The sequence below is a fragment of the Flavobacterium nitrogenifigens genome (assembly GCF_003254565.1).
GTDB classification, from domain to species: Bacteria; Bacteroidota; Bacteroidia; order Flavobacteriales; family Flavobacteriaceae; genus Flavobacterium; species Flavobacterium nitrogenifigens.
The window spans coordinates 92,733-114,365 of sequence record NZ_QJRI01000177.1 but is presented as its reverse complement, the minus strand read 5'-3'; the positions used below and the strand labels follow the sequence as shown (position 1 = coordinate 114,365).

The window sequence follows — 21,633 nt, the reverse complement described above, 5'->3', positions numbered from 1 at the left end:
AATAACGATTATTCTGATATTTTCGTATCCGTAGTGTCTTTTACTTCTTTAGAATCTTTATCTTTTTTCTTTTTCGATTTGGTCTTTTTTACTTCTTTTAAAGTGTCCATGAAAGTTTTGTACTTTTCAATTTGGTCCGGATTTAAAAAAGCCGTAATCTTTTTATCGGTACTTTCGCGTAAAGCTTTTATCTGCTCAATTTTTTGATCTTGGTTGCTGCTTTCATTTTTTAACAAAATGCCTTGTTCTCGTATGCTGTCAGCTAAAACATTTGTAATCGCAATTGCTTGTAATTCATCTAGATTTACTTGCGGTTTCATTTGTTCTACAATCATTCCTGCCGTTTCTTCGGGTGGAGTTTCTTTAGGTTTGCTTTGAGAACCTTGCTGTTGTCCAGCCATCATGCTTCTGTCCATACCCATTCCGCTTCCTCTTCCGTAGCCATTTCCATAACCGTTACCATAGCCATTATTGTAGCCTCCTCCATATTGGGCAGAAACAGTAAAAGTAAATAAGCCAAAAACTAAAATAAATAAAGTTTGAAAAGGTTTCATAAAAGTATTTTTATCTGTGATTAACAATTGTTCAGGGTAAATTTAAGCAGGTTCCCCGTATAAATCAAATTCTGTTGCTTCAATTATCTTGATATTAACAAATTCTCCTGTTTTTACATAATGTTTAGAAGCATCAATTAAAACTTCATTATCAACATCTGGACTATCAAACTCTGTACGTCCAACAAAATGAGCGCCTTCTTTTCTGTCAATGATGCATTTATATACTTTGCCGACTTTTTCCTGATTCAAATCCCAAGAAATTTGAGATTGCAATTCCATAATTTCATTTGCTCTTGCTTGTTTTACATCATCTGGAACATCGTCTTCCAATAAATAAGCATGAGTGTTCTCTTCATGAGAATAAGCAAAACATCCCATTCTGTCAAATTTCATTTCCTGAACAAAATCTTTCAAAATCTCAAAATCTTCTTGAGTTTCACCTGGATAACCAACAATAAGAGTAGTTCTAATTGCCATTCCAGGAACTGCAGCGCGGAAGTCTTTTAATAACTGAGTCGTTTTTGCTTGAGTTGTACCACGACGCATTGATTTCAAAATGGAATCAGAAATATGCTGTAACGGAATATCTATATAATTACAGATTTTAGGTTCGCGCTTCATTACTTCCAAAACATCCATAGGGAAACCAGTAGGGAAGGCGTAGTGTAAACGAATCCATTCAATTCCTTCTACTTTTACTAAAGCTTCTAGTAATTCTGCAAGATTTCTTTTTTTATAAAGATCAAGACCATAATAAGTTAAGTCTTGGGCAATTAAGATTAATTCTTTAACTCCGTTTTTAGCTAATCCTTCAGCTTCTTTAACTAATTTTTCAATTGGTTGAGAAACGTGAGAGCCTCTCATTAGCGGAATCGCACAGAAACTGCAAGGTCTGTCGCATCCTTCTGCAATTTTTAAATAAGCATAATTTTTTGGAGTTGTAGTTAAACGTTCTCCAAGTAATTCATGCTTATAATCGGCACCAAGAGCTTTTAATAGCTGAGGTAATTCTGTAGTTCCAAAATATTGGTCAACGTTCGGAATTTCTTTTTCTAAATCTGGTCTGTAACGTTCAGATAAACATCCTGTTACAAAAACTTTGTCAACTAGTCCTTTGTCTTTTTTATCTGCATACTCCAAAATCATATTTACAGATTCTGCTTTTGCATTATCAATAAACCCGCAAGTATTAATTACAATAATGTTTCCTTCTTTTTCTGCAGGAGCTTCATGTTCAACTTCTTTTCCATTCGCACGTAGCTGTCCCATTAGGACTTCACTATCATAAACATTTTTTGAACACCCAAGAGTGATTACGTTAATTTTGTTCTTTTTTAAAGACTTGGTTCTCATACTTTTATAAATTGGAGTGCAAAATTACACTTTTTTTATTCAAACCACACTAGTTTGCAGTTTGTTTTAGCTGTTTTTTATGAAGTTAATAGGTTTGGTTGCTAGTGTTTTTTGAATTAGATTTAAAATAAAAAGGTTTTCGGAAGAATAAAAAAAAATCCACCAAGTATGAACTTGATGGAAATTCTCAATCATCTATTTTGATTTTTAATTACAATTCAAATAATAAAGTCATAGTGACATTGTTTAATTTAGAAGTGATGTTGGCTCCGTTTGTAAAACCTGGTGATGCTAAAAAAGCTTCCTTAGATTTTCTTTCTAAGTAAGAATAAGCTAAATCCAACTTAGTAGATCCGAAATTATATCCCAAACCAGCAGAATAGCTGTTTAAATCTCCAACTGTGATTCCGTTTTTATAAGGGCTTCCTTCATAGCGGTATCCTCCTCGTAAACTTAATTGTTTGATTTTGTATTCGCCACCAATACGAAGTTCGCCTGTGCTAGTAAGAGTGTTGTCTATTTGGTTATTAATGCCGCCAAAGCCAGCATTAGCAGGTTTGAATTTAGCGTTTCCGTAGTTTCTTATGCCGTAGTCAATGCTTAATAAGCCAGATTTGCCAAATATGTATGCGGCGCTAAAAGTCCATTTATCTGGTGTTTGCAAGGTGTAACGTTCGTAGACATTTACAACATTAGGGTTTGCATTTGCATTTAAAATTGATCCGCCTGCTGCTTGGCTTGTAGTATATACGCTTTGTGAAAGTTCATCGTAAAGTTCGTACCAAGTGTTAGATTCATATGCCACACCAAGTCTAAAATTATTAGTTACTTTTCCTATTGCTCCAAGTTGAAAAGAGAATCCGTTTCCGTAAGTATATAAATCATTGTTAAAACTTATACTTGATATTGTTGCGTTAGATTGAAGTGGGCTGTTATTGTATTCATAGAAACTTGTCGATCTTCTATAGTCTGTAATATGAAGATTTAAATTGGCTCCTAAATATAATCGGTCTTTATATGATGTTGCTATATTGAAACTTACTTTACTATTATAGCCTCTTGTGTATATATCATTTGTTTGGTAGTACTTGCCGTTTTTTGGAACATTTGTAGAATAGGTACTGTTTGGATTGTTTGCTTCATCAATGCCTATAATGTGTCCAATATTTCCTAATAGTGCTTGTTGTGCAGAAAAACCGTTTAGGTTTGGGTATTGGCCGTTAGGAAAATTGGATCCTAAATATTGATATAGATCAGATAATGTTTCGTTTGGTTGTAAAGTAACAAATTCCTGAGGAACAGGAGCGCCTCCATTGCTGTAATTTGCATAATCTAGAAAATATCCATCTACAGAGTTATTCGCAGTTCCTGCAGAGAAAACTTCGTTATTAAAATTATTAGTGTTTTCGTATGTTGCGCCAATAGAAATTTTATTCCATTTCACATTTGGATTATGGTTTTTAAATACAAATACACCGCCCGCTTGGTTTAAGATAAAAGAGTTTTCTTTATCTGTTGTTTGAGGGCCGAAATAATTAGAGTTGTTCTTGATATTCTGATTGCTGAACGAAAAACCAACTTGATTGCTGTTGAAAATTGCTGATCCAGCAGGATTGACGCTTAAAGAAGATATGTCTCCTCCAACCGCGCCAAAAGCACCACTCATCGCTCTATAACGTGCAGTTCCAGTAAGGTTTTCTTGAGAATAACGCAAAGCATCTGAGACTTCTTGAGAATATGACGCGCTGACAGTTAGTCCTGTTATAAATAGGAAAAATATTTTTTTCATTTTGGTACGTTTTAGTTTTAATTCAAGTGTGCAGAGGAAATTATCTTCTTCCTCCGCCACCGCCGCCAGATCTCATTCCTCCACCGCCGCCACCGCCGCTGTATGATCTAGAACCGCCTCCGCCTCCCATGCTAGGAGAGTAGCTCCTTGATGAGCCACTATTGCTTGGGGTGTAGCTTCTTGATGAGCCGCTATTGTAGTTAGGTGTATAGCTTCTGTTTGTTGTGGCATTTCCGCTATTATTATAAGATCTTCTGTTGCTATAGTTGTAATTAGAGCCATTGTTGTAATTTCCTCTATTAGTAAATGTAGGGCTGGTTGTTCCTCGGTTTAAAGTAGAAGTTCTTCTAAAGTCAGTATAGCTGTTAGATCTGTTTGTGGTATAATTTCTGTTTGTTGTATAATCTCCTCTATTGGTAGTGTATCCTCTATTAGTCGTGTAATTTCTGTTGGTTGTGTACCCTCTATTTGTGCTATAATTTCTATTGTAAGCATAGTTTCTGTCTCCATAATAAGCTGCAGAACCTCTTCTTCCGTAGTTGTAAGAATAGTTGTATCCGTAACCATAATATGGATATCCCCAACCTGGATAACCCCAGCCTGGGTAGCCCCATCCTGGATATCCCCATCCGTAATAAGGGTATCCCCATCCGTAATAGCCATAGCCGTAATAAGGGTATCCCCATCCAAATCCAAATGACCATGTTGGGGTAGTGTAGAAGCTTACAGAAACGTCAGAACTGCTGCTTCCCCATGCAGGATAACCTGTTGAGGCAGTTTGAGTGCTGTCTGAATAATTAGTATAATTGTCAACGTCAGTAAAAATTTCAGTTGACTGATTGTCATCTTGCAGTGATCTGAAATATTCTTTGTATTGGTTGTTTGTACCAGTAGTTTGCGCATATTTTACAGATGAGCCACCATAAACTCCATCATTATCATAATAAGAGGAATTTTGGTAAGAACCACAAGATGCTAGCAATAAACTCAATAATCCAATTAAGTAAAAATGATTAGAGTTTTGGCGGAGTGAAAGGTAAGTTTTCATATCTGTGGTGTTTTTTATTGTTGCACATTACAAAATTAGTTAGTTTTGTCAAACTATTTAGTTAAAATTGTTTAAAACAAAATTTGTGCCAAAAAATATAATATGAGTAAGAACCTTACTACAAGATCAGAAGATTATTCGAAATGGTATAACGAACTGGTTGTAAAGGCAGATCTAGCTGAAAATTCAGGAGTTAGAGGATGTATGGTAATAAAGCCATACGGATATGCTATTTGGGAAAAAATGCAAGCTGAGTTAGATCGTATGTTCAAAGAAACTGGACATCAAAATGCGTATTTCCCTTTGTTTGTGCCGAAAAGCATGTTTGAGGCTGAGGAGAAAAATGCGGAAGGATTTGCAAAAGAATGTGCGGTTGTAACGCATTACAGATTAAAAAATGATGAGGAAAGACCTGGTAAATTAATGGTTGATCCAAATGCAAGATTAGAGGAGGAGCTTATTGTTCGTCCAACAAGTGAAGCTATTATTTGGTCTACATATAAAGGGTGGGTGCAATCATATAGAGATTTGCCTCTATTGATTAATCAATGGGCCAATGTGGTTCGTTGGGAAATGCGTACGCGTTTGTTTTTGAGAACTGCTGAGTTTTTATGGCAGGAGGGGCATACCGCTCATGCTACAAAAGCGGAAGCTATTGACGAGTCTGAAAAAATGATGAATGTTTATGCTGATTTTGCTGAGAACTTTATGGCAATTCCAGTTGTTAAAGGTTTTAAGACCGAAACAGAACGTTTTGCTGGTGCTGATGAAACATATTGCATCGAGGCGTTAATGCAGGACGGAAAAGCGTTGCAGGCTGGTACATCTCACTTCTTGGGTCAGAACTTTGCAAAAGCATTTGATGTTAAGTTTGCTAATGCAGAAGGAAAACAAGAACACGTTTGGGGAACTTCTTGGGGAGTATCTACTCGTTTAATGGGAGCGTTAATCATGACGCATTCTGATGATCAAGGATTGGTATTGCCTCCAAATTTGGCTCCAATTCAAGTAGTTATTGTACCTATATATAAGACTGATGAACAATTGGCTCAAATTACAGAAGCCGTTAAAGATTTAACAGCTAAATTGAGAAAATTGAAAATCACGGTTAAGTTTGATGACAGAACAACTCAAAAGCCAGGATTTAAATTTGCAGAATGGGAATTGAAAGGAGTTCCTGTTCGAATTGCGGTTGGTCCAAAAGATTTAGAAAACGGAACTTTTGAGGTGGCAAGACGCGATAATTTGACAAAAGAGGTTGTTGCTAGCGAAAAAATTGTTGAACATGTAAATGATCTTTTAGAACAGATTCAAACGGACTTATTTACTAAAGCATTAGATTATCGCAATACTCATATTACGGAAGTAAATAGTTTTGAGGAATTTAAAGAAGTTTTAGAAGGAAAAGGAGGTTTTTTATCTGCTCATTGGGATGGGACTGCTGAGACAGAAGAAAAGATAAAAGAATTGACAAAAGCGACAATTCGTTGCATTCCTTTGGATGCTATTGAAGAGGCGGGAACCTGTGTGTTTACTGGGAAACCATCTTCTAAAAGAGTGCTTTTTGCTAAGGCGTATTAAAAAAAAATACATTTTTTTGCATTAGGTGTTGCGCAAATAAAAAATAGATGTATCTTTGCATCCGCAATACAGAAGCGCGGTCCGTTCGTCTATCGGTTAGGACGCCAGGTTTTCATCCTGGTAAGGGGGGTTCGATTCCCCCACGGACTACAAGTTATATTACATATTGAAAAGTTTCCAACTTAGGAGAATATTGGTCCGTTCGTCTAGGGGTTAGGACGCCAGGTTTTCATCCTGGTAACAGGGGTTCGATTCCCCTACGGACTACAAAATTAGTTGTAAATAAGTTTTGTAAAACAAAGATTGGTGTCTCGGTTTTTGTTTTATTAGTTAAAACCAAAGTGATTGTTTTACAGTTGTGGGAGGTTTTTCTTTTTTAACTAGTATTTATAATAATTATTACATCTAAAATTAAAAGAAAATGGCAAATCATAAGTCAGCATTAAAAAGAATCAGAAGTAACGAAAAAAGAAGAGTTCTTAACAGATATCAGCATAAAACTACTCGTAATGCTATTAAAGCGTTAAGATTAGCTACTGATAAAGCTGATGCTACTGCAAAATTATCAACTGTAGTTTCTATGATTGATAAATTAGCTAAAAAGAACATCATCCATGATAATAAAGCTTCTAACTTGAAGTCTAAATTAACTAAACATGTTGCTAAATTGTAATTAAAACAATTTATTAAAAATATAAAAGTCCTCCAAAAGAGGACTTTTTTTGTTTTAAATCTAGAATAAAATTCCAATAAAAAATAAATTCCAAATTCCAATTTTATAAATAGATTGGAGTTTGGAATTTATTATTTGAGAGATTTAAAAATTTAAACCTTGATTGATTTTGTGTATTGAGGGGTTTTGTTATTTAGAATTTAAAACATTAGGGTTTTAAATTTTATAAATCAATTTTCTTTTTAAGGTATTCTAGCATTGGCTGTGTAATTGGTTTAGAAAGGAAATCTATTATAATTGGGTATTTTTTTGCTTTGGCAAGGTCTTCAGGATCAATGGTAGAAGATAACACAATTACCGGAACTGTATTGAACTCTTTATAATCTGAAGAAGTGAAATGGTCTAGAAATTCCCATCCTCCCATAATTGGCATATTTAAATCTAAAAAAATTAATTCAGGCCTTTTTTTTGTTTTGTCCTTGGTATATTTTAAGACATTGAAATGATGAAGGGCTTCTTCGCCATTTTGAGCTGTAACAACTTCATGTGAAAATGAAGATTTTGAAATTACCTTTTTGCATAGCATTAATGTTATTGGGTCATCATCAATGCATAAAATCTGCTCAAGCATAGTAATTAATTTTTAAATGTTATCGTAAATGTAGTTCCTTTATTAACTTCACTATCAATAGAGATTGTGCCTCCCATTGTTTCTACTTGCGATTTTACAAGATATAATCCTAAGCCTTTGCTGTCAGGGTAATTATGAAATCTTTGATAAAGGCCAAATACTTTGTCGCGATTTCGTTCAAGGTCAATTCCGATTCCGTTATCTTTAAAGGTTAAGATTGTTCTTTGCTCTATTTGTTCTGCTATTATAGATATTTTTAGTTTCCTGTTTTCTGATTTGTATTTTATAGAGTTGGTTAAGAGATTTAATAAGATACTTTCAATATAAGCCTTATTAGTAATAAGTTCAGGTACTTTGTCGAATTTAAGTTTAATTATTGGTTTGTGTAACTCGATTTGAAAAGATAATTGACTAAATACATTTTCAAAAACTTCTTTTAAAGATACTTCTTCTTTTTGCATAGAAGGGTTGTCTTTAATGATGATAACTTTTACTAAATCATTGATGGTTTCATTTAGCAAATGTGTTGATTTTGTAAATCCGGCTAATATTTCTTCAAGCTCTTCATTTTCTATAGGTATGTCTTCTATTAAATTTAAAAGTCCAATCAAATTCGAAAGCGGTGCTCTAAGATTGTGTGATGTGATATAGGAGAATTGTTTTAAATCCTTATTGTTTTGGGTTAATTCTCGAATAAGATGTTCTTTTTCTGTTTCAAGTTTTTTCTCATCTGTAATATCTCTCTGTATTGAGATCCAGTGAGAAATTATGCCTTCATTATTAAATATAGGAATCATAGAAAAGCGTACCCAGTATTCTTCTTTACTTTTGGTGTAAGTAATGGTTTCAATTAGGCATTCTTCTTCGTTTTTTATGGCTCTTAAAAGTTTCTTTAATTCGTCAGAATCTGATTTCGGCCCTTTAAAAATGTTTGGCGATTTCCCAATGATTTCATTTGACTGATAACCTGACATTTGAGAAAATGCAGGATTCACGTAAACTATTTTCGGTATTTTTCTTTCAGAAGAATTGGCCTCGGTAATTAAAATAGAATCTTTAGATTGTGTAATTACAGTTTCTAAAAGTTTTAATCGCTGCTCTTCTTCTTTTTGTTTCGTAATATCCTGAATAGCTCCAATCATTCTGATGGCTCTTCCATTTTCATCTTTCAATAAAAAACCTCGATCCAAAACATATTTATATGATCCATCTGCGCATCTAAAACGGTATTGATCCTGCCATTTTTCAGTTTTTTGTTCTATGAAAGAATATAACTTTATTGACATTCGGATGCTGTCTTCTGGGTGAATTTTGTCAAACCACCATTTAGAAGTTTTGCCCACTTCTTTTGGGTCATAACCAAAAACACCTTCAATTCCTTTGTTCCAATTAATACTGTCCTCTTGAATTTTCCAATCCCAGATTGTATCGCTTGTCGCTTTTGCTACAATGTCATATTTCTCATTAGATTCTTTTATTTCTTCGTTGGTCTTGTTTAGTTTTTCAAAGATGGTTATGTTTCTTTTTTCATTTTTTGAAAGTATTAAACTGAAAACCAATACTGTAATTAGAATAAAAACAACATCTTTTATTAAAGGCAGATATAGATATTCTGAAGAAGAAAAGTAGGTTATGAGTAATTTATGACATAAGACCGCCATAATTATCGAGATGATGGTATAAATAAGAGTAATTTGGAGAGTTTTACTTTTCATCACCTCAAATATAGTTAATTTAACTATAACAGAACGTATCTTAATATCATTTTGAAAACGATATTTTTATCATTTATATTAACTAATTGATTGTATATACGCAAACTATGGCAGAAACATTTTTTTTTAAAAAATAAAGTGTACCTTTGCGCCCATTAAAAATCACAGATGGAATCTATTAGAAACATTGCAATTATTGCCCACGTCGATCACGGTAAAACAACTTTGGTTGATAAAATTATGTATCACTGTCAGTTATTTCGTGAAAACGAAAACACAGGTGATTTAATCTTAGATAATAATGATTTAGAGCGCGAGAGAGGTATTACCATTACTTCTAAAAACGTATCGGTTCAATATAAAGGAACAAAAATCAATATTATCGACACTCCTGGCCACGCCGATTTTGGAGGTGAAGTAGAACGTGTATTGAACATGGCCGATGGTGTATGTTTGCTAGTTGATGCTTTTGAAGGACCAATGCCTCAAACTCGTTTCGTTTTGCAAAAAGCGATCGATTTAGGATTGAAGCCTTGCGTGGTTATCAATAAAGTAGATAAAGAAAACTGTACTCCTGAAGAAGTTCACGAAAAAGTTTTTGACCTAATGTTCGAATTAGGAGCTACTGAAGAGCAGTTAGATTTCCCAGCTGTTTACGGTTCTGCTAAAAACAACTGGATGTCTGATGATTGGAAAAATCAAACAGAAAACATTGAACCATTATTAGACATGGTTATTGCTAATGTTCCAGCTCCTAAAGTTTCTGAAGGTACTCCACAAATGTTGATCACGTCTTTAGATTTCTCTTCATTTACAGGTCGTATCGCTATCGGACGTCTTGAAAGAGGTACTTTAAAAGAAGGAATGCCAATTTCTTTGGTAAAAAGAGATGGTAAAATCATCAAATCTAGAATTAAAGAATTACACACTTTTGAAGGTTTAGGCCGTAGAAAAGTAGAAGAGGTTGTTGCTGGAGATATTTGTGCGGTTGTAGGTATTGAAGGATTCGAAATTGGTGATACTATCGCTGATTTTGAAAATCCAGAAGCTTTACAGACAATTGCTATCGACGAGCCAACAATGAGTATGTTGTTTACAATTAACGATTCACCTTTCTTTGGTAAAGAAGGTAAATTTGTTACTTCTCGTCATATCCGTGAAAGATTGACAAAAGAGCTTGAGAAAAACTTAGCAATGAAAGTTGGAGAAACTGATTCTGCTGATAAATTCATGGTTTTTGGTCGTGGTGTACTTCACTTATCTGTTCTTATTGAAACAATGAGAAGAGAAGGATATGAGCTTCAAATTGGTCAGCCGCAAGTTATTATCAAAGAAGTTGATGGTGTTAAATGTGAGCCAATTGAAGAATTAACGATCGACTTGCCAGAAAACCTTTCAGGTAGAGCGGTTGAATTCGTGACTATCCGTAAAGGTGAAATGCTTTCTATGGAAGGTAAAGGTGAGCGTATGATTATTAAATTCAACATTCCATCTCGTGGAATCATTGGTTTGAGAAATCAATTGCTTACTGCTACTGCTGGTGAGGCTATTATGGCACACCGTTTCATTGGGTACGAACCATACAAAGGAGAAATTCCTGGACGTAACAACGGTTCATTAATCTCTATGGAAAACGGAAAAGCTATTCCTTATTCTATTGATAAATTACAAGATCGTGGTAAATTCTTCGTTGATCCTAACGAGGATATCTATGAAGGTCAGGTAATTGGAGAAAACACTCGTAGCGACGATATGACTGTTAACGTTACTAAAACGAAAAAACTTTCTAACGTACGTTCTTCTGGAGCTGATGATAAAGCTAGAATTATTCCAGCTATCAAATTCTCATTAGAAGAAGCTTTAGAGTATATCCAAAAAGATGAGTACGTTGAAGTAACTCCAAAATCTTTACGTTTAAGAAAGATTTACTTAAGTGAAACTGATAGAAAAAGATATAAAATCTAATTAGTTTAACTTTCAATATAAAAAATCCCAAATTCCAATTTCATGGAGTTTGGGATTCTTTTTTTTTGATTAATTGAAATTGTTTAAAGAATTGAATTTTTGACCAAGTATTGGAATTTGGAATTTCAGAGTTTGAAATTTATAAAAGTTATCTTTTCAAACTAAAGTGTCCTTTCACATTTTTTCCATTAACAAAAAGAAGCGTAAACCAATAATCATCTGAAGGCATTTCTCTTCCGTTGAAAATTCCATTCCAGCCTGATCCATTCTGATTCATTTGTTTTAATAACTTTCCGTAGCGATCAAAAATAGAGATGGTATAATCTGGCATCTGGTCAATGTTTTTAATTACCCATAAATCATTAAATCCGTCTCCGTTTGGAGTAAAGAAACGAGGATAGTCTAAGACATATATTTGAAATACATTAGAAGGACCGCAACCATTTTTGTCTCTAGCAATCGCATTATAGACTCCTGGACTTATTTGCGTGAAAGTTGGATCGTCTTGAAAAACAATTCCATCCAGAGAAAATTCATAATTTCCAACACCAGTATAGAGAATCTTTACAGAATTGTCTATTCCAGAGAAATCTTTTACATCAGCTCCTGTAATTGTAGCTGGTTCAGATAGAATTACTTTAAAATTTTTAGTTTTTGGACATCCATTAGCGTCTGTTACGGTTACCGAGTAATCACCTGGGGTGTTAACTTGGATTGAATTTGTTGTACCTAAGTTATTAGACCAAGCATAACTGTTGAAACCAGTTGCTACTGATAATGTTATTTCGCTTCCTTTGCAAAGATATTGTGTCTCATCTTCAAAATTTGGAGGGTTGAAGGTGTGGACAATCAATTCTATAGGAGTGATATCATAACAATCAGAACCATTTGCGGCACGAGCATAAATAGTTTGGCTGTTTGGCGTAGTATTTTTGAAAATATTTGGTAGCTGATTTGTTTCTGTAACTGCGTCTAAAGCTGTCAAAAAATAATTGATTACCAGTCCAGGAGGCAAACCTGTTAAAACTTGAGGAGTTACTTCTGTTGCTAAATCAAATTGATATAAACCGTCTTGTATTTCATCTTCATCGCACTTGGCAATTGGATTCTGATCTGGGATCACAGTACTAGAAACATTTAATGTGATTTGAGGTATTGCACTGCAACCAAAAGTATTTTCAATTCTAGCAAAAACAATTTGATTTGGAGTTTTGTTGGTATAACGCTGCGGATTTAAAATTGGATTTGTTTTTGCCTGTGCATCTGCCAAAGTTTCGTAATATCCTTGATTAACGATTTGTGAGTTATTATTTTTTACAATATTAGCAACTTTGGTCAAATCAAAAATGGTGAAACCGTCTGCATCATCATCACATTGCAATAAAGAAGTGTTGGTTGATTGAATTTGAGGTGTAAACTCAATGGTGATTTCTCCAATAGAAATGCATGTCGTGCCACTCAAATTTGCTTCAACTTTATACATTCCTGATGTTTGTACAGCATAAGAGGAAGACGTTGCTCCAGTAATCTCAATATAATTGTTGGAAGCATCTTTTTTGAACCATTTAAAAGTATAAGCTGTTGAACTTAAATTGGTATCTAAAACGTAACTTTCTCCAAAACAGATCGGATTATTATTTGCCACAGTTCTATCTTCACCAAAATTTATTTTAGTTACAAAACTGCCTGCCTCAATAAAAACTGCCGAATTGTATTGTCTCGTAGCATCATCGGCAACAACCATTTTTAAGTGATATTTTTTATTTGGAATGACATCCGTTGAAGCATTCATTACTACGGTCTGACCTGCATAATTAATAGGGCTAGAATCTGAATTATATCCATTAAAGTAGTTTTCATTAACAGCTTCGCATCCAATTAAAGATACTCCGTACTCATCTTTAACAGTTTCAATTTTAGGATGAACTGTTGTTGCCGAAACTGCTGTTGTAGTATTGGGTAAAACGGCAAGGTTTTTATAGTTTTCACTGCTTCCAGCTTCTTTAATTAAGAATGCAAATCCGTCTGAGTAAATACAAGGAAAATTAAGTTGATATTCATTTGAAGCAAAAATATAATTAAAGCTTACAGAATTAGTTAATGCTATAAAATCAAATTCTAAAACTGTTGCTTGCGTACTATTGTTAATTCCTAAAGCTTGATTGAGATCAGTATCACCGTTCCATCCTGGCACTTCTGTGCCTTTGGATTGTTCCTGTATATAAGGCCCCACTGCTTTTGTGCTTGGAGAAGTGCTTAAAACTATTCCGCTCGAAAAAGGAAAATTTGCACCTGCCGTAAAAGAGCCATAACTCTGCTGGTTTGGAGTTGGGTTTCCCGACCCACTTACACTTTCAGTATCGATGCAAGAACTATTTATTAAAACATTCTGAATTAAATCGGCAGGTGTCGCATTAGAATTGACAGAGATAGCCTGTGCGCTGATTTTGGTATAAAAACAGCACAAAATGAAAGTTAGAAATAAAATTCTTGAAGGACTCATAGTAACAAATATACTACAAATCTCTATTTTTTAATAATTTGTAAGAAAAATATATAAATAGGAAAGTCCAAGTTAGAACGATAAAAACAGCAAAATAATCAACGCTAAAATCAGCATCTGTTTCAATTCCCATTTGTGTGCCAATGTTCTTCACAACAGATAATCTTGGTCCTGGATTGACAATTAAATTAGACATTGATTCTAAAGGCAAAAACTGCGTAATTTTTTTGTCAGTATCGCTGTTTGGGAAAATTTTAAATGCCAAAGTACCTCTTATGATTGCTTCAATTATATTCCAAACTAAAAGAAACCCCAGTGCAAAAGCAGAACGTTTTACTAATATTCCTAAAAATAAGCAGAACGAAAAGAAACCTGTCAATTTTACAAAAAAGGCCAAAAGATAGTCTAAGTCGCTAAAAACAATACCAAATTCGGTGTAAGAAGAGAAGCAAAATCCTAAAATTAAGCTCATTATAAAAACAAAAACAGTAGATGCAAAAGCAAATAAAACTACAGTTAAGAATTTAGATAAAATAAATTCTTTTTTGCTAAGACCATCAATTAAGTTTTGTTTTAAAGTTCCGTAACTATATTCATTTGCCATCATAGAAACGATTACTATAGCTAAAAAGAATTTCATCCAAGCAGCTACGTAAGTATTAAAATGCCAGATAAAAGGAAAATTAAAAATTCCCATTTCTGCCAAATGAAATTTGAAAATTCCAATATCAAATTTTATGGCAGCAATTAAGGCTATAAAAGAAAGTAATATAAAATAAGTTAGAGTTAATATTTTACTGGCTTTGTTCATCCAGATTTTTTGTAATTCTATAGAGAGAAGTCTTTTCATGATTTAGTTTTTTTGGGCGATAGCGTTTTTGGTTAATTCTAAAAATTGTGCTTCTAGACTGTTTTTACGTTTTACTAAATGGCTTAAAACAATGTTTTTAGAAAACAAAAACTGATTTAATTCTGAAGCGGATAAGTCAGAATTTAGGTAAACTAAAACTTTATCATGTTCTTCAGCAATTCTATCAACAGCAGGATGTTCTGCTAAAACAGTTTTTAAAACTAAATTATTATCGGTTTGCAACTCAAAGAAACCTTCGTTTGAGGACATTCCATCAACAGGGCCGGAATATAAAACTTCACCTTTTCTCAAAACAATTACCTGCGAACATACTTTTTCTACTTCATCCAATAAATGAGAAGCAAGTAAAATAGTCGTTCCTTGCGAAGCAATTTTTTTGATAATATCACGAATCTGATGAATTCCTTGTGGATCTAATCCGTTGGTTGGTTCATCTAAAATTAAAATTTCAGGATCGTTCAAAAGTGCCGACGCGATTGCTAGACGCTGTTTCATACCCAATGAAAAAGTGCTGAACTTACTGTCTTTTCTTTCGCTTAAACCAACTAATTCTAATTTTTCATTGACTTTAGAATAGTTGATGTTTTTGATTTTGCAAACCAATTTTAAGTTTTGCTCGGCTGTCATGTACGGATAAAAATTAGGTCTTTCTATAATAGCGCCCACTTTTTTTAAAGCATCATGAGTTTCGACATTGCCATCAAACCAGCGATAACTGCCAGACGATTTATTGACAACACTCAATACAATTCCTAATGTAGTCGATTTTCCGCTGCCGTTTGGCCCTAGAATGCCATAAACACGACCTTTTTGTATTTGAAAAGATACATTTTTCAAAGCCTGAATTCGGCCGTATCTTTTGCTTAAATTCTCAATGGTTAATATGGTTTCCAAATTTTTCTGGTTTTAGTTTTTAGTATGACGAGCCAAGTTGATTTTTGTTACTTTAAATTCTAACTTTAAATCGTATTGATGTAAATTTGTAATAAAGATATTCAAAATGAGCGAGCCTTTAATGGTTTTAAAAAAACCGTCTTACCCTTTAACACAGCCACTTTTAAGCTATTTAGAACGATACGAACGTATTTCTAAAGTTTCTGTGTTTTATGATGACTTGCTTCGTTTTTCGGGTTCAATAAATGTATACGATAAAAATGATACAGACACGCTTTGGATTCGGGTTTATTATGGCGAATTTGAGCGTAATGAAATTGATTTGAATCTAAAGAAAATATACTCGCTTCTGCATTCTGATGGTAATAGCGAAATTATTCAATATTTGAATGTTGATGCAATTGATTATTGTACTTTCGGAAATTCGAAACCTTTTAGAATTAAAGTTCGAAATATTCTTAATGATAACTATGTCCATTTTTATATCAAAAAAGCCGATGCTTCTCGAATTTACGGATTAGAATTGGAAGATATTCTTTCGCCAGATAAAATCAACTTTCTGGTTTATAAAGACACTCTAATCGAAGAGCATATTATCGGAATTCCAGGCGATGTTTTTATGGATACTTTGCTTGATAAATGTAGTGAAATGGAAAAAGCACAGATTGCCAAAGAGTTTGTGAAATTTAACGAACGTTGTATGATTCGGCTTTTGGGTGACATGCGTGCGTATAATTATGTAATTGTCCCGATTCACGATTTTGATCAAGTAGTTTATAAAATTCGTCCAATCGATTTTGATCAGCAATGTTACGAGGGGAATTTTAAAGTGTATCGTCCGCAGTTTTTCAAGGAAAATTTCCCGATGATTCAATTGATCAAAGAGAAATTAGAAGAGCGTTCGATTATTCAATATAAAGATGAAGAAAGGGCAATTTTGGCAAAACGTATTCATTCTGCCGAAACGAGAATTAAAAAATTGCTGAATATTATGTGCCACGATACCATTTCTACTCAAGAACATTTACTGCAATTAAAAATGGAATTATACCGTTATACAAACGATATGAAATTTAAAAACGCAAAATCAATGGGGCACATCATGCACGCCGCATTTGAATTTATTACCCGTAATTTTAAAAATACTAACTTAGTTTAGAATTATTGTCATCCTGAGGAACGAAGGATCACACAAGTAACTCTACAAAGATTGGAGAATTACTTTACGCAATCTCTAGTGTGATCCTTCGTTCCTCAGGATGACAAAAAAATAAAAATAATATCATGAAAAAATCTTTCCTAATTATCTGTTCAATTGTTTTATTAGCTTGCCAGAAACAATCTGGTTCTGATTTAAAAGAACTTTATTCGCTTCCAAAAAAATTAAAAGAAGTTTCAGGAATAACTTATTTTCCCGAAACGCAAACGCTTTATACTTTGGAAGACAGCGGAAATAAAAATGCAATTTACGCCATCGATTCTAAAGGGAAATTAGCCAAAACCATTACGATTTCAAATGCCACAAATGTCGATTGGGAAGATATTACAAAAGATAAATCTGGAAATATCTACATTGGAGATTTTGGAAACAATGATAACGAAAGAAGAGATCTTTGTATTTATAAAGTTGCAAAAAATCAACTGAATAATGATGTAGCTAAAGCTGAATATAAAATTTCATTTTCGTATCCGGAACAAAAAGAATTTCCGCCAAAGAAAAAAGAAATGTTTTACGATGTTGAAGGCTTCTTCGAACAAGGAGGCTATTTCTACCTTTTTACCAAAAACAGAAGTAAAGGTTTTGACGGAACAGCTTTTATTTACAAAATAAAAAATGCTGCGGGAACTCAAAAAGCAGTTAAAATAGGAGAATTTAAAACCTGCAGCAATTATAATCATTGTGTTTTGACAAGCGCCACAATAAGCCCTGACGGAAAAAAAGTGGCTTTATTAAGTCATGACAAAGTGCTTTTATTTAAAGGATTTAAAGGAGATTTATTCCATAAAGGAACTCAAACGGAATTAAATTTAAATCACTTTTCACAAAAAGAAGCGATCGTTTTTAAAGATAATAATACGTTACTAATCGCCGACGAAAAAACAAACAAAATAGGAGGAAAGCTCTACGAGTTTAAGCTTTAAGTTGCTAAGGTACTGAGGTGCTAAGATGCTAAGAAAAGATTAGCCACGAATTCACGAATTTTTAATTAAAAATAATTCGTGAATTCGTGGCTGTTTTTTTTACTCAGAGTAGAGAAAACCTTAGAATCTTAGTATCTCAGCAGCTTAGCAACTTTTTTAAAAGCTATATGCCGCTCCAAAAATCAATCTTCCAACTTCGTCAGGAGATTTAAAATATGAGATTCTTGCTGTAATCACATTTATGGCATTCAGCCAAAGTCCGCCGCCGTAATCTTGGTGCCATTTTTTAGAATTTTCACCATCAAGCCAAACTCTTCCGTAGTCAAAACCGCCTAAAATTCCATACGTAAAAGGCACAATCGTTTTACGGATTTTCCCAATGCTTAAACGTAAATCAGAGCTTTGAGAGAAGTATGAACTTCCTAAGAAACGTTCGTTTCTATAACCTCGTAAATCGGTGTCGCCTCCCAGAGAAGCACCTTGATAGAATTCGTAATTATTATTAAAAATAGCCTTTCCTTTAAGGTAAGTAGCTAGAATCAATTTTCCGTTATGATCGATTTTATGCGTAAAGCCTAAAATACTTTCAAGAGTTGGGAAATTCTTTTTTGTTTCGTCAAGATTTGTTGTCCAAGTTCCTGCAAGCATAAAATACATTCCTAATGTAGGTTTAGCAGCAAAATCTGAATTTTTAAACTGATATTTTACTTTCAAACTTCCGTAATTCTGACTGTCAAATACTTCCGGATTTACAATTCCAGGAATGTTGATGTATCTATTTTCGGTGTCTTCAACGGTCATTCTTTGGAAGATTGGCTGAATGCTAAACTCGCTTCCGTATCTTCCTACATGACGAATGGCACCCGAAGCATTAAATTTTCTAATGCGAACACGGTTGTAATCCATTCCTAAATCATCATTGTATTGCGATTCGTTTCCGTAACCAAAATAGTTCATGGCAAAATTTGGAGTCGTATATAGTGATTCCACATCAATAACCCATTTTCCTAACAAACCGGGGAAATGTGCAGCATAATTAAACTCTAAACCGCCAGTAGCAAAATAGTAGAAAGCATTAAAAATATGTCTTTGCGTGTACGGATTTTGCTTAAAATTATTAACGGTATAATTTACGCTAACGCCTACTTTTACACCATCATCTGGATTATATCCAATGTTTGGAAGACCAGAAACTACATTATATTTTGGTTTTTCGTAATTGTAAGCATTAACATCGTAATCATCTGTAAGCTGTGTTTGTGTTTTAGAATCTAAATTATAGGTGTTTTCTTTTGATTTGAAATCATAAACAATAACCTTTCGTCCGTTTTCGATGTTGTAAGTATCGTTGTTCTGACCTCCAATCAAACGAATTTTAATGCTCGATTTTTCGTTTCCTTTTACTTCAAAAACATCATTATCATCTAATCCGTAAATCCAAAGATTTTTGGTTTTATCATCGGTTACGTTTTTGGTATAAAGCAATTCATCACCTTCTTTTTTGATTCTGAAAACCTGAATTTCAATCCTTTTCTTTATATTATGATTTAAAACAAACTTGTCTTTTTTGTCTGTTCCCGCAATCATAACAGTCCTATCTAACACTTCAGAATACTCACGCGCATATTTCTGAAGATCTTTTTTTCTGCTTTTTAGCTTTGCTTTGATTTCATCAACTGTTTCATCCTGAACTTCTTTTGGCATATTTTTAAAAGCCAAATCGATATCTGCATCTGTCAAGTTTTCCTGAATGTACTGGGCTTGCTCAATCCATTCTTTTTCTCCAGCAGTTTTTAGAAATGCTAAATCCATCGGGTACGGTTCTCTTCCAAGCCATTTCACATTGATTCTGTCACCTTTAAAAGTTCGCATGTGACGAAGAGGAGGCATATTCATTATAAGTGAAAGCAAAGCGCCATCGTATTTTACAAAAGCTTGGTCACGATCTCTTGGAATAGGTCTGTAAATTACTTTTCCATCTTCTTTATACTCAGCCCAACGCCATTGATCACTGTGTCGGTCCCAATCGCCTAAAAGAATATCAAACAAACGCGCTTTGATATATTCTTTTTCATCAACAGTATATTTTTCATCTTTATGAAGATTCAGCATCATATCATCAGTTCCGATGATGTTGCTCGGTTTTCCGAAATTTTTGCCATCAAGATGATTGTCAGCAGGTCTTTCTTCAACCATATATAATTGGTCTCCAAAACTAGCATTAAATTCACCTAGACCATTTTGTTTCGGAATATAATATAAAATCGGATTAGTATGTCTAAGTCCAATTTGATCAGACATGCTTCCGATAGCGAAAGAAGAATAAGGGTGAGAAGTCGTGTAAAAATCAAATAAAAAATCCTCGGCGTATGTTTTTTCAAATTCATTTACCACATATTGATCTTTAAAAGCTACAGATTGCAAAAATGTTGTAGCACTTTTTTTCATAGCACGCATCACGTACTCACGCCCTTGAGGATCCGACATTCTCAATGAAATTGACTGATGTCCTCCGCCTTCACGAATAGGTTTTAAGCCTCCTTTTAAAGTATCAACTGTTGCTGTTGTAGCTTCAACTGGCATACTGTAATATTTTCTATAATGCTGGCCGAATAAAAATCTATGAAATGCACTTTTTTGAGTCATCTTTGGAGAATAAATAGAAGTGGTCACAGTTGAAGGAAACTTGTTCGGGATATCTGCTGCCCAATTAACCTCTTTGGCTTTTATGATTTCACGTTCAAAAAGCAACTTTTCTTTGCCGTTTTCATTTCCATAAAAAGAAACTTTCGCATCTCCGCTTTTAAACATAGTTAAAGTAGCGTAACCATTTCTGCCATATGAAAAATCGTACGGACTAATAGCTCGCGCAGCTTCCGATTTTGATCCAGCACCACTGATAATCTGCTGAATATTTTCTTTGCTGATATATTGTAGGTTATGATCGTGACCCGAAACTACAATTACATTTTTCTGCTTTTGCAGAAGCGTTTTAATTCTTTTAGTATAAATCGTATATTGTTTATTCTGAATGTCCTGCGGACTTACACCAGATGTTTTTCGCAATAAATTAATAAATGAACCAATTACCGGAAGCGGAATTTTTTGCTCTAAAGGAAATAATTGTTTTTCTAATGAAAATTGTCCGCCGTGTGTTCCGTTACTTAATAAAGGGTGGTGAATGGCTAAAACCACTGTCTTTTCTTGATTCTTGTTTAAAAGCCCTTCTAGCTCTTCAAAAAAAGCTTCTCGGGTTTTAATTTCACAATTGTCATTTATAGTTGGGTGATCGTTCCAATCTTCAAGAAACCATTCACTATCAACAGCTATCAGAGTAGTGGTGCTGTCAATTTTTACGTTTTCAATCGGACAGGATTTTCTTGGAAGAAAACCTTTTTTGTCATTTAAATATTTCGCTACAAAATCAGCCTGACGTTCTAGGCCTTTGATGCCACTGTACCAGTCGTGATTTCCTGGAATTACGATTGTTTTTCCTTTAAAATCTTTCGTTAATTTTAATTGATTGGTTAATTTAGTTTCTGCTAAAGCCTTGTCTTCAGGATGTTTGTCGCTCGGAAAACCTTTCGGATAGATGTTGTCGCCTAAGAAAAGAAGAGTAGATTTTTTACTCGCTTTCTTAAGCTTTTGATGCAGAAGTTCTAACGTTTGCTGTGCCTGTTCTTCATCGGCATTTCCAGCATCGCCAACAAGAAAAAAAGTATGTGCAATTTTTATGGTATCTGTTGCGTTTTCTGTTTCGTTGGCGCTCACACTTTTTCCATATTGCGGTTTGCGTGTTGCACAAGAATAAACGATGAATAGTGCTGTTATTGCTAATAAATAGTTTTTAATCTTGGCAATAAAATGATTATCCAAAAACAATTTCATAATTTAGTGGTATAAAAATATTC

At 33.9% G+C, this 21,633-nt stretch carries 15 protein-coding genes and 2 tRNA genes; 7 read left to right on the top strand and 10 right to left on the bottom strand.

Features of this window, described 5'->3' with window-relative positions; genetic code table 11:
* Nucleotides 1-8: 8 nt before the first annotated feature.
* The 4 genes from DM397_RS15015 to DM397_RS15000 all read right to left on the bottom strand — a co-directional run bounded on the left by DM397_RS15015 (nt 9) and on the right by DM397_RS15000 (nt 4,747).
* Nucleotides 9-554 carry a hypothetical protein gene (locus DM397_RS15015; RefSeq protein WP_111378319.1) on the bottom strand — a complete coding sequence of 182 codons (546 nt, stop codon included), beginning with the start codon at nt 552-554 and terminating at the stop codon, nt 9-11.
* A gap of 42 nt (nt 555-596) precedes the next feature.
* Complete coding sequence (gene rimO / locus DM397_RS15010; RefSeq protein WP_111378318.1) at nt 597-1,910, bottom strand: 30S ribosomal protein S12 methylthiotransferase RimO; 1,314 nt, start codon at nt 1,908-1,910, stop codon at nt 597-599.
* Between the two features lie 211 nt (nt 1,911-2,121).
* Nucleotides 2,122-3,699, bottom strand: coding sequence for an OmpP1/FadL family transporter (locus DM397_RS15005; RefSeq protein ID WP_111378317.1), 1,578 nt, complete (start codon nt 3,697-3,699; stop codon nt 2,122-2,124).
* 40 nt (nt 3,700-3,739) lie between these two features.
* On the bottom strand, nt 3,740-4,747 hold the full coding sequence (locus DM397_RS15000; protein ID WP_111378316.1) for a hypothetical protein: 1,008 nt from the start codon (nt 4,745-4,747) through the stop codon (nt 3,740-3,742).
* Nucleotides 4,748-4,849: 102 nt separating this feature from the next.
* Between DM397_RS15000 and proS the strand changes: the two genes are divergently transcribed.
* The 4 genes from proS (at nt 4,850) to rpsT (ending at nt 7,001) form a co-directional block, all read left to right on the top strand.
* Nucleotides 4,850-6,328: a proline--tRNA ligase gene (proS, locus tag DM397_RS14995; RefSeq protein ID WP_111378315.1), complete on the top strand. Its 1,479-nt coding sequence runs from the start codon at nt 4,850-4,852 to the stop codon at nt 6,326-6,328.
* 78 nt (nt 6,329-6,406) lie between these two features.
* Nucleotides 6,407-6,478, top strand: a tRNA-Glu gene (locus tag DM397_RS14990).
* 45 nt (nt 6,479-6,523) lie between these two features.
* Nucleotides 6,524-6,595 (top strand) — tRNA-Glu (locus DM397_RS14985).
* A gap of 154 nt (nt 6,596-6,749) precedes the next feature.
* Nucleotides 6,750-7,001: a 30S ribosomal protein S20 gene (rpsT, locus tag DM397_RS14980; RefSeq protein WP_111378314.1), complete on the top strand. Its 252-nt coding sequence runs from the start codon at nt 6,750-6,752 to the stop codon at nt 6,999-7,001.
* Between the two features lie 223 nt (nt 7,002-7,224).
* On the opposite strand, the gene DM397_RS14975 is transcribed toward rpsT, so the two are convergent.
* Nucleotides 7,225-7,632 (bottom strand): response regulator, encoded by a 408-nt coding sequence (locus DM397_RS14975; RefSeq protein WP_111378313.1) that lies wholly within the window; start codon nt 7,630-7,632, stop codon nt 7,225-7,227.
* Nucleotides 7,633-7,637: 5 nt separating this feature from the next.
* Nucleotides 7,638-9,347 (bottom strand): PAS domain-containing sensor histidine kinase, encoded by a 1,710-nt coding sequence (locus tag DM397_RS14970; protein ID WP_111378312.1) that lies wholly within the window; start codon nt 9,345-9,347, stop codon nt 7,638-7,640.
* Nucleotides 9,348-9,515: 168 nt separating this feature from the next.
* Between DM397_RS14970 and typA the strand changes: the two genes are divergently transcribed.
* A complete protein-coding gene (typA, locus tag DM397_RS14965) occupies nt 9,516-11,312 on the top strand; it encodes a translational GTPase TypA (RefSeq protein ID WP_111378311.1) in 1,797 nt (598 codons plus the stop codon).
* A 148-nt stretch (nt 11,313-11,460) separates the two neighbouring features.
* Here typA and DM397_RS14960 read toward each other — a convergent pair whose 3' ends face one another.
* From DM397_RS14960 to DM397_RS14950, 3 genes are read right to left on the bottom strand one after another with little or no spacing between them, the layout of a single operon-like run.
* Entirely contained in the window at nt 11,461-13,815 is a 2,355-nt protein-coding gene (locus tag DM397_RS14960) for a T9SS type B sorting domain-containing protein (RefSeq protein ID WP_167511666.1), read from the bottom strand.
* A gap of 13 nt (nt 13,816-13,828) precedes the next feature.
* Nucleotides 13,829-14,665, bottom strand: coding sequence for an ABC transporter permease (locus DM397_RS14955; RefSeq protein ID WP_111378310.1), 837 nt, complete (start codon nt 14,663-14,665; stop codon nt 13,829-13,831).
* A 3-nt stretch (nt 14,666-14,668) separates the two neighbouring features.
* Nucleotides 14,669-15,580: an ABC transporter ATP-binding protein gene (locus DM397_RS14950; protein ID WP_111378309.1), complete on the bottom strand. Its 912-nt coding sequence runs from the start codon at nt 15,578-15,580 to the stop codon at nt 14,669-14,671.
* 106 nt (nt 15,581-15,686) lie between these two features.
* Here DM397_RS14950 and DM397_RS14945 point away from each other — a divergent pair, with 106 nt between their 5' ends.
* Together DM397_RS14945 and DM397_RS14940 are read left to right on the top strand one after the other, a co-directional pair.
* Nucleotides 15,687-16,739: a hypothetical protein gene (locus tag DM397_RS14945; protein WP_111378308.1), complete on the top strand. Its 1,053-nt coding sequence runs from the start codon at nt 15,687-15,689 to the stop codon at nt 16,737-16,739.
* Between the two features lie 125 nt (nt 16,740-16,864).
* On the top strand, nt 16,865-17,722 hold the full coding sequence (locus tag DM397_RS14940) for an SdiA-regulated domain-containing protein (RefSeq protein ID WP_111378307.1): 858 nt from the start codon (nt 16,865-16,867) through the stop codon (nt 17,720-17,722).
* A gap of 156 nt (nt 17,723-17,878) precedes the next feature.
* On the opposite strand, the gene DM397_RS14935 is transcribed toward DM397_RS14940, so the two are convergent.
* On the bottom strand, nt 17,879-21,610 hold the full coding sequence (locus tag DM397_RS14935; RefSeq protein WP_111378306.1) for a metallophosphoesterase: 3,732 nt from the start codon (nt 21,608-21,610) through the stop codon (nt 17,879-17,881).
* Nucleotides 21,611-21,633 lie beyond the last annotated feature (23 nt).

Bases quoted from the DNA above. Each gene is read 5' to 3' on its own strand.
- DM397_RS15015 (WP_111378319.1), bottom strand. From the start codon at position 554: ATGAAACCTTTTCAAACTTTATTTATTTTAGTTTTTGGCTTATTTACT.
- rimO (WP_111378318.1), bottom strand. From the start codon at position 1,910: ATGAGAACCAAGTCTTTAAAAAAGAACAAAATTAACGTAATCACTCTT.
- DM397_RS15005 (WP_111378317.1), bottom strand. From the start codon at position 3,699: ATGAAAAAAATATTTTTCCTATTTATAACAGGACTAACTGTCAGCGCG.
- DM397_RS15000 (WP_111378316.1), bottom strand. From the start codon at position 4,747: ATGAAAACTTACCTTTCACTCCGCCAAAACTCTAATCATTTTTACTTA.
- proS (WP_111378315.1), top strand. From the start codon at position 4,850: ATGAGTAAGAACCTTACTACAAGATCAGAAGATTATTCGAAATGGTAT.
- rpsT (WP_111378314.1), top strand. From the start codon at position 6,750: ATGGCAAATCATAAGTCAGCATTAAAAAGAATCAGAAGTAACGAAAAA.
- DM397_RS14975 (WP_111378313.1), bottom strand. From the start codon at position 7,632: ATGCTTGAGCAGATTTTATGCATTGATGATGACCCAATAACATTAATG.
- DM397_RS14970 (WP_111378312.1), bottom strand. From the start codon at position 9,347: ATGAAAAGTAAAACTCTCCAAATTACTCTTATTTATACCATCATCTCG.
- typA (WP_111378311.1), top strand. From the start codon at position 9,516: ATGGAATCTATTAGAAACATTGCAATTATTGCCCACGTCGATCACGGT.
- DM397_RS14960 (WP_167511666.1), bottom strand. From the start codon at position 13,815: ATGAGTCCTTCAAGAATTTTATTTCTAACTTTCATTTTGTGCTGTTTT.
- DM397_RS14955 (WP_111378310.1), bottom strand. From the start codon at position 14,665: ATGAAAAGACTTCTCTCTATAGAATTACAAAAAATCTGGATGAACAAA.
- DM397_RS14945 (WP_111378308.1), top strand. From the start codon at position 15,687: ATGAGCGAGCCTTTAATGGTTTTAAAAAAACCGTCTTACCCTTTAACA.
- DM397_RS14940 (WP_111378307.1), top strand. From the start codon at position 16,865: ATGAAAAAATCTTTCCTAATTATCTGTTCAATTGTTTTATTAGCTTGC.
- DM397_RS14935 (WP_111378306.1), bottom strand. From the start codon at position 21,610: ATGAAATTGTTTTTGGATAATCATTTTATTGCCAAGATTAAAAACTAT.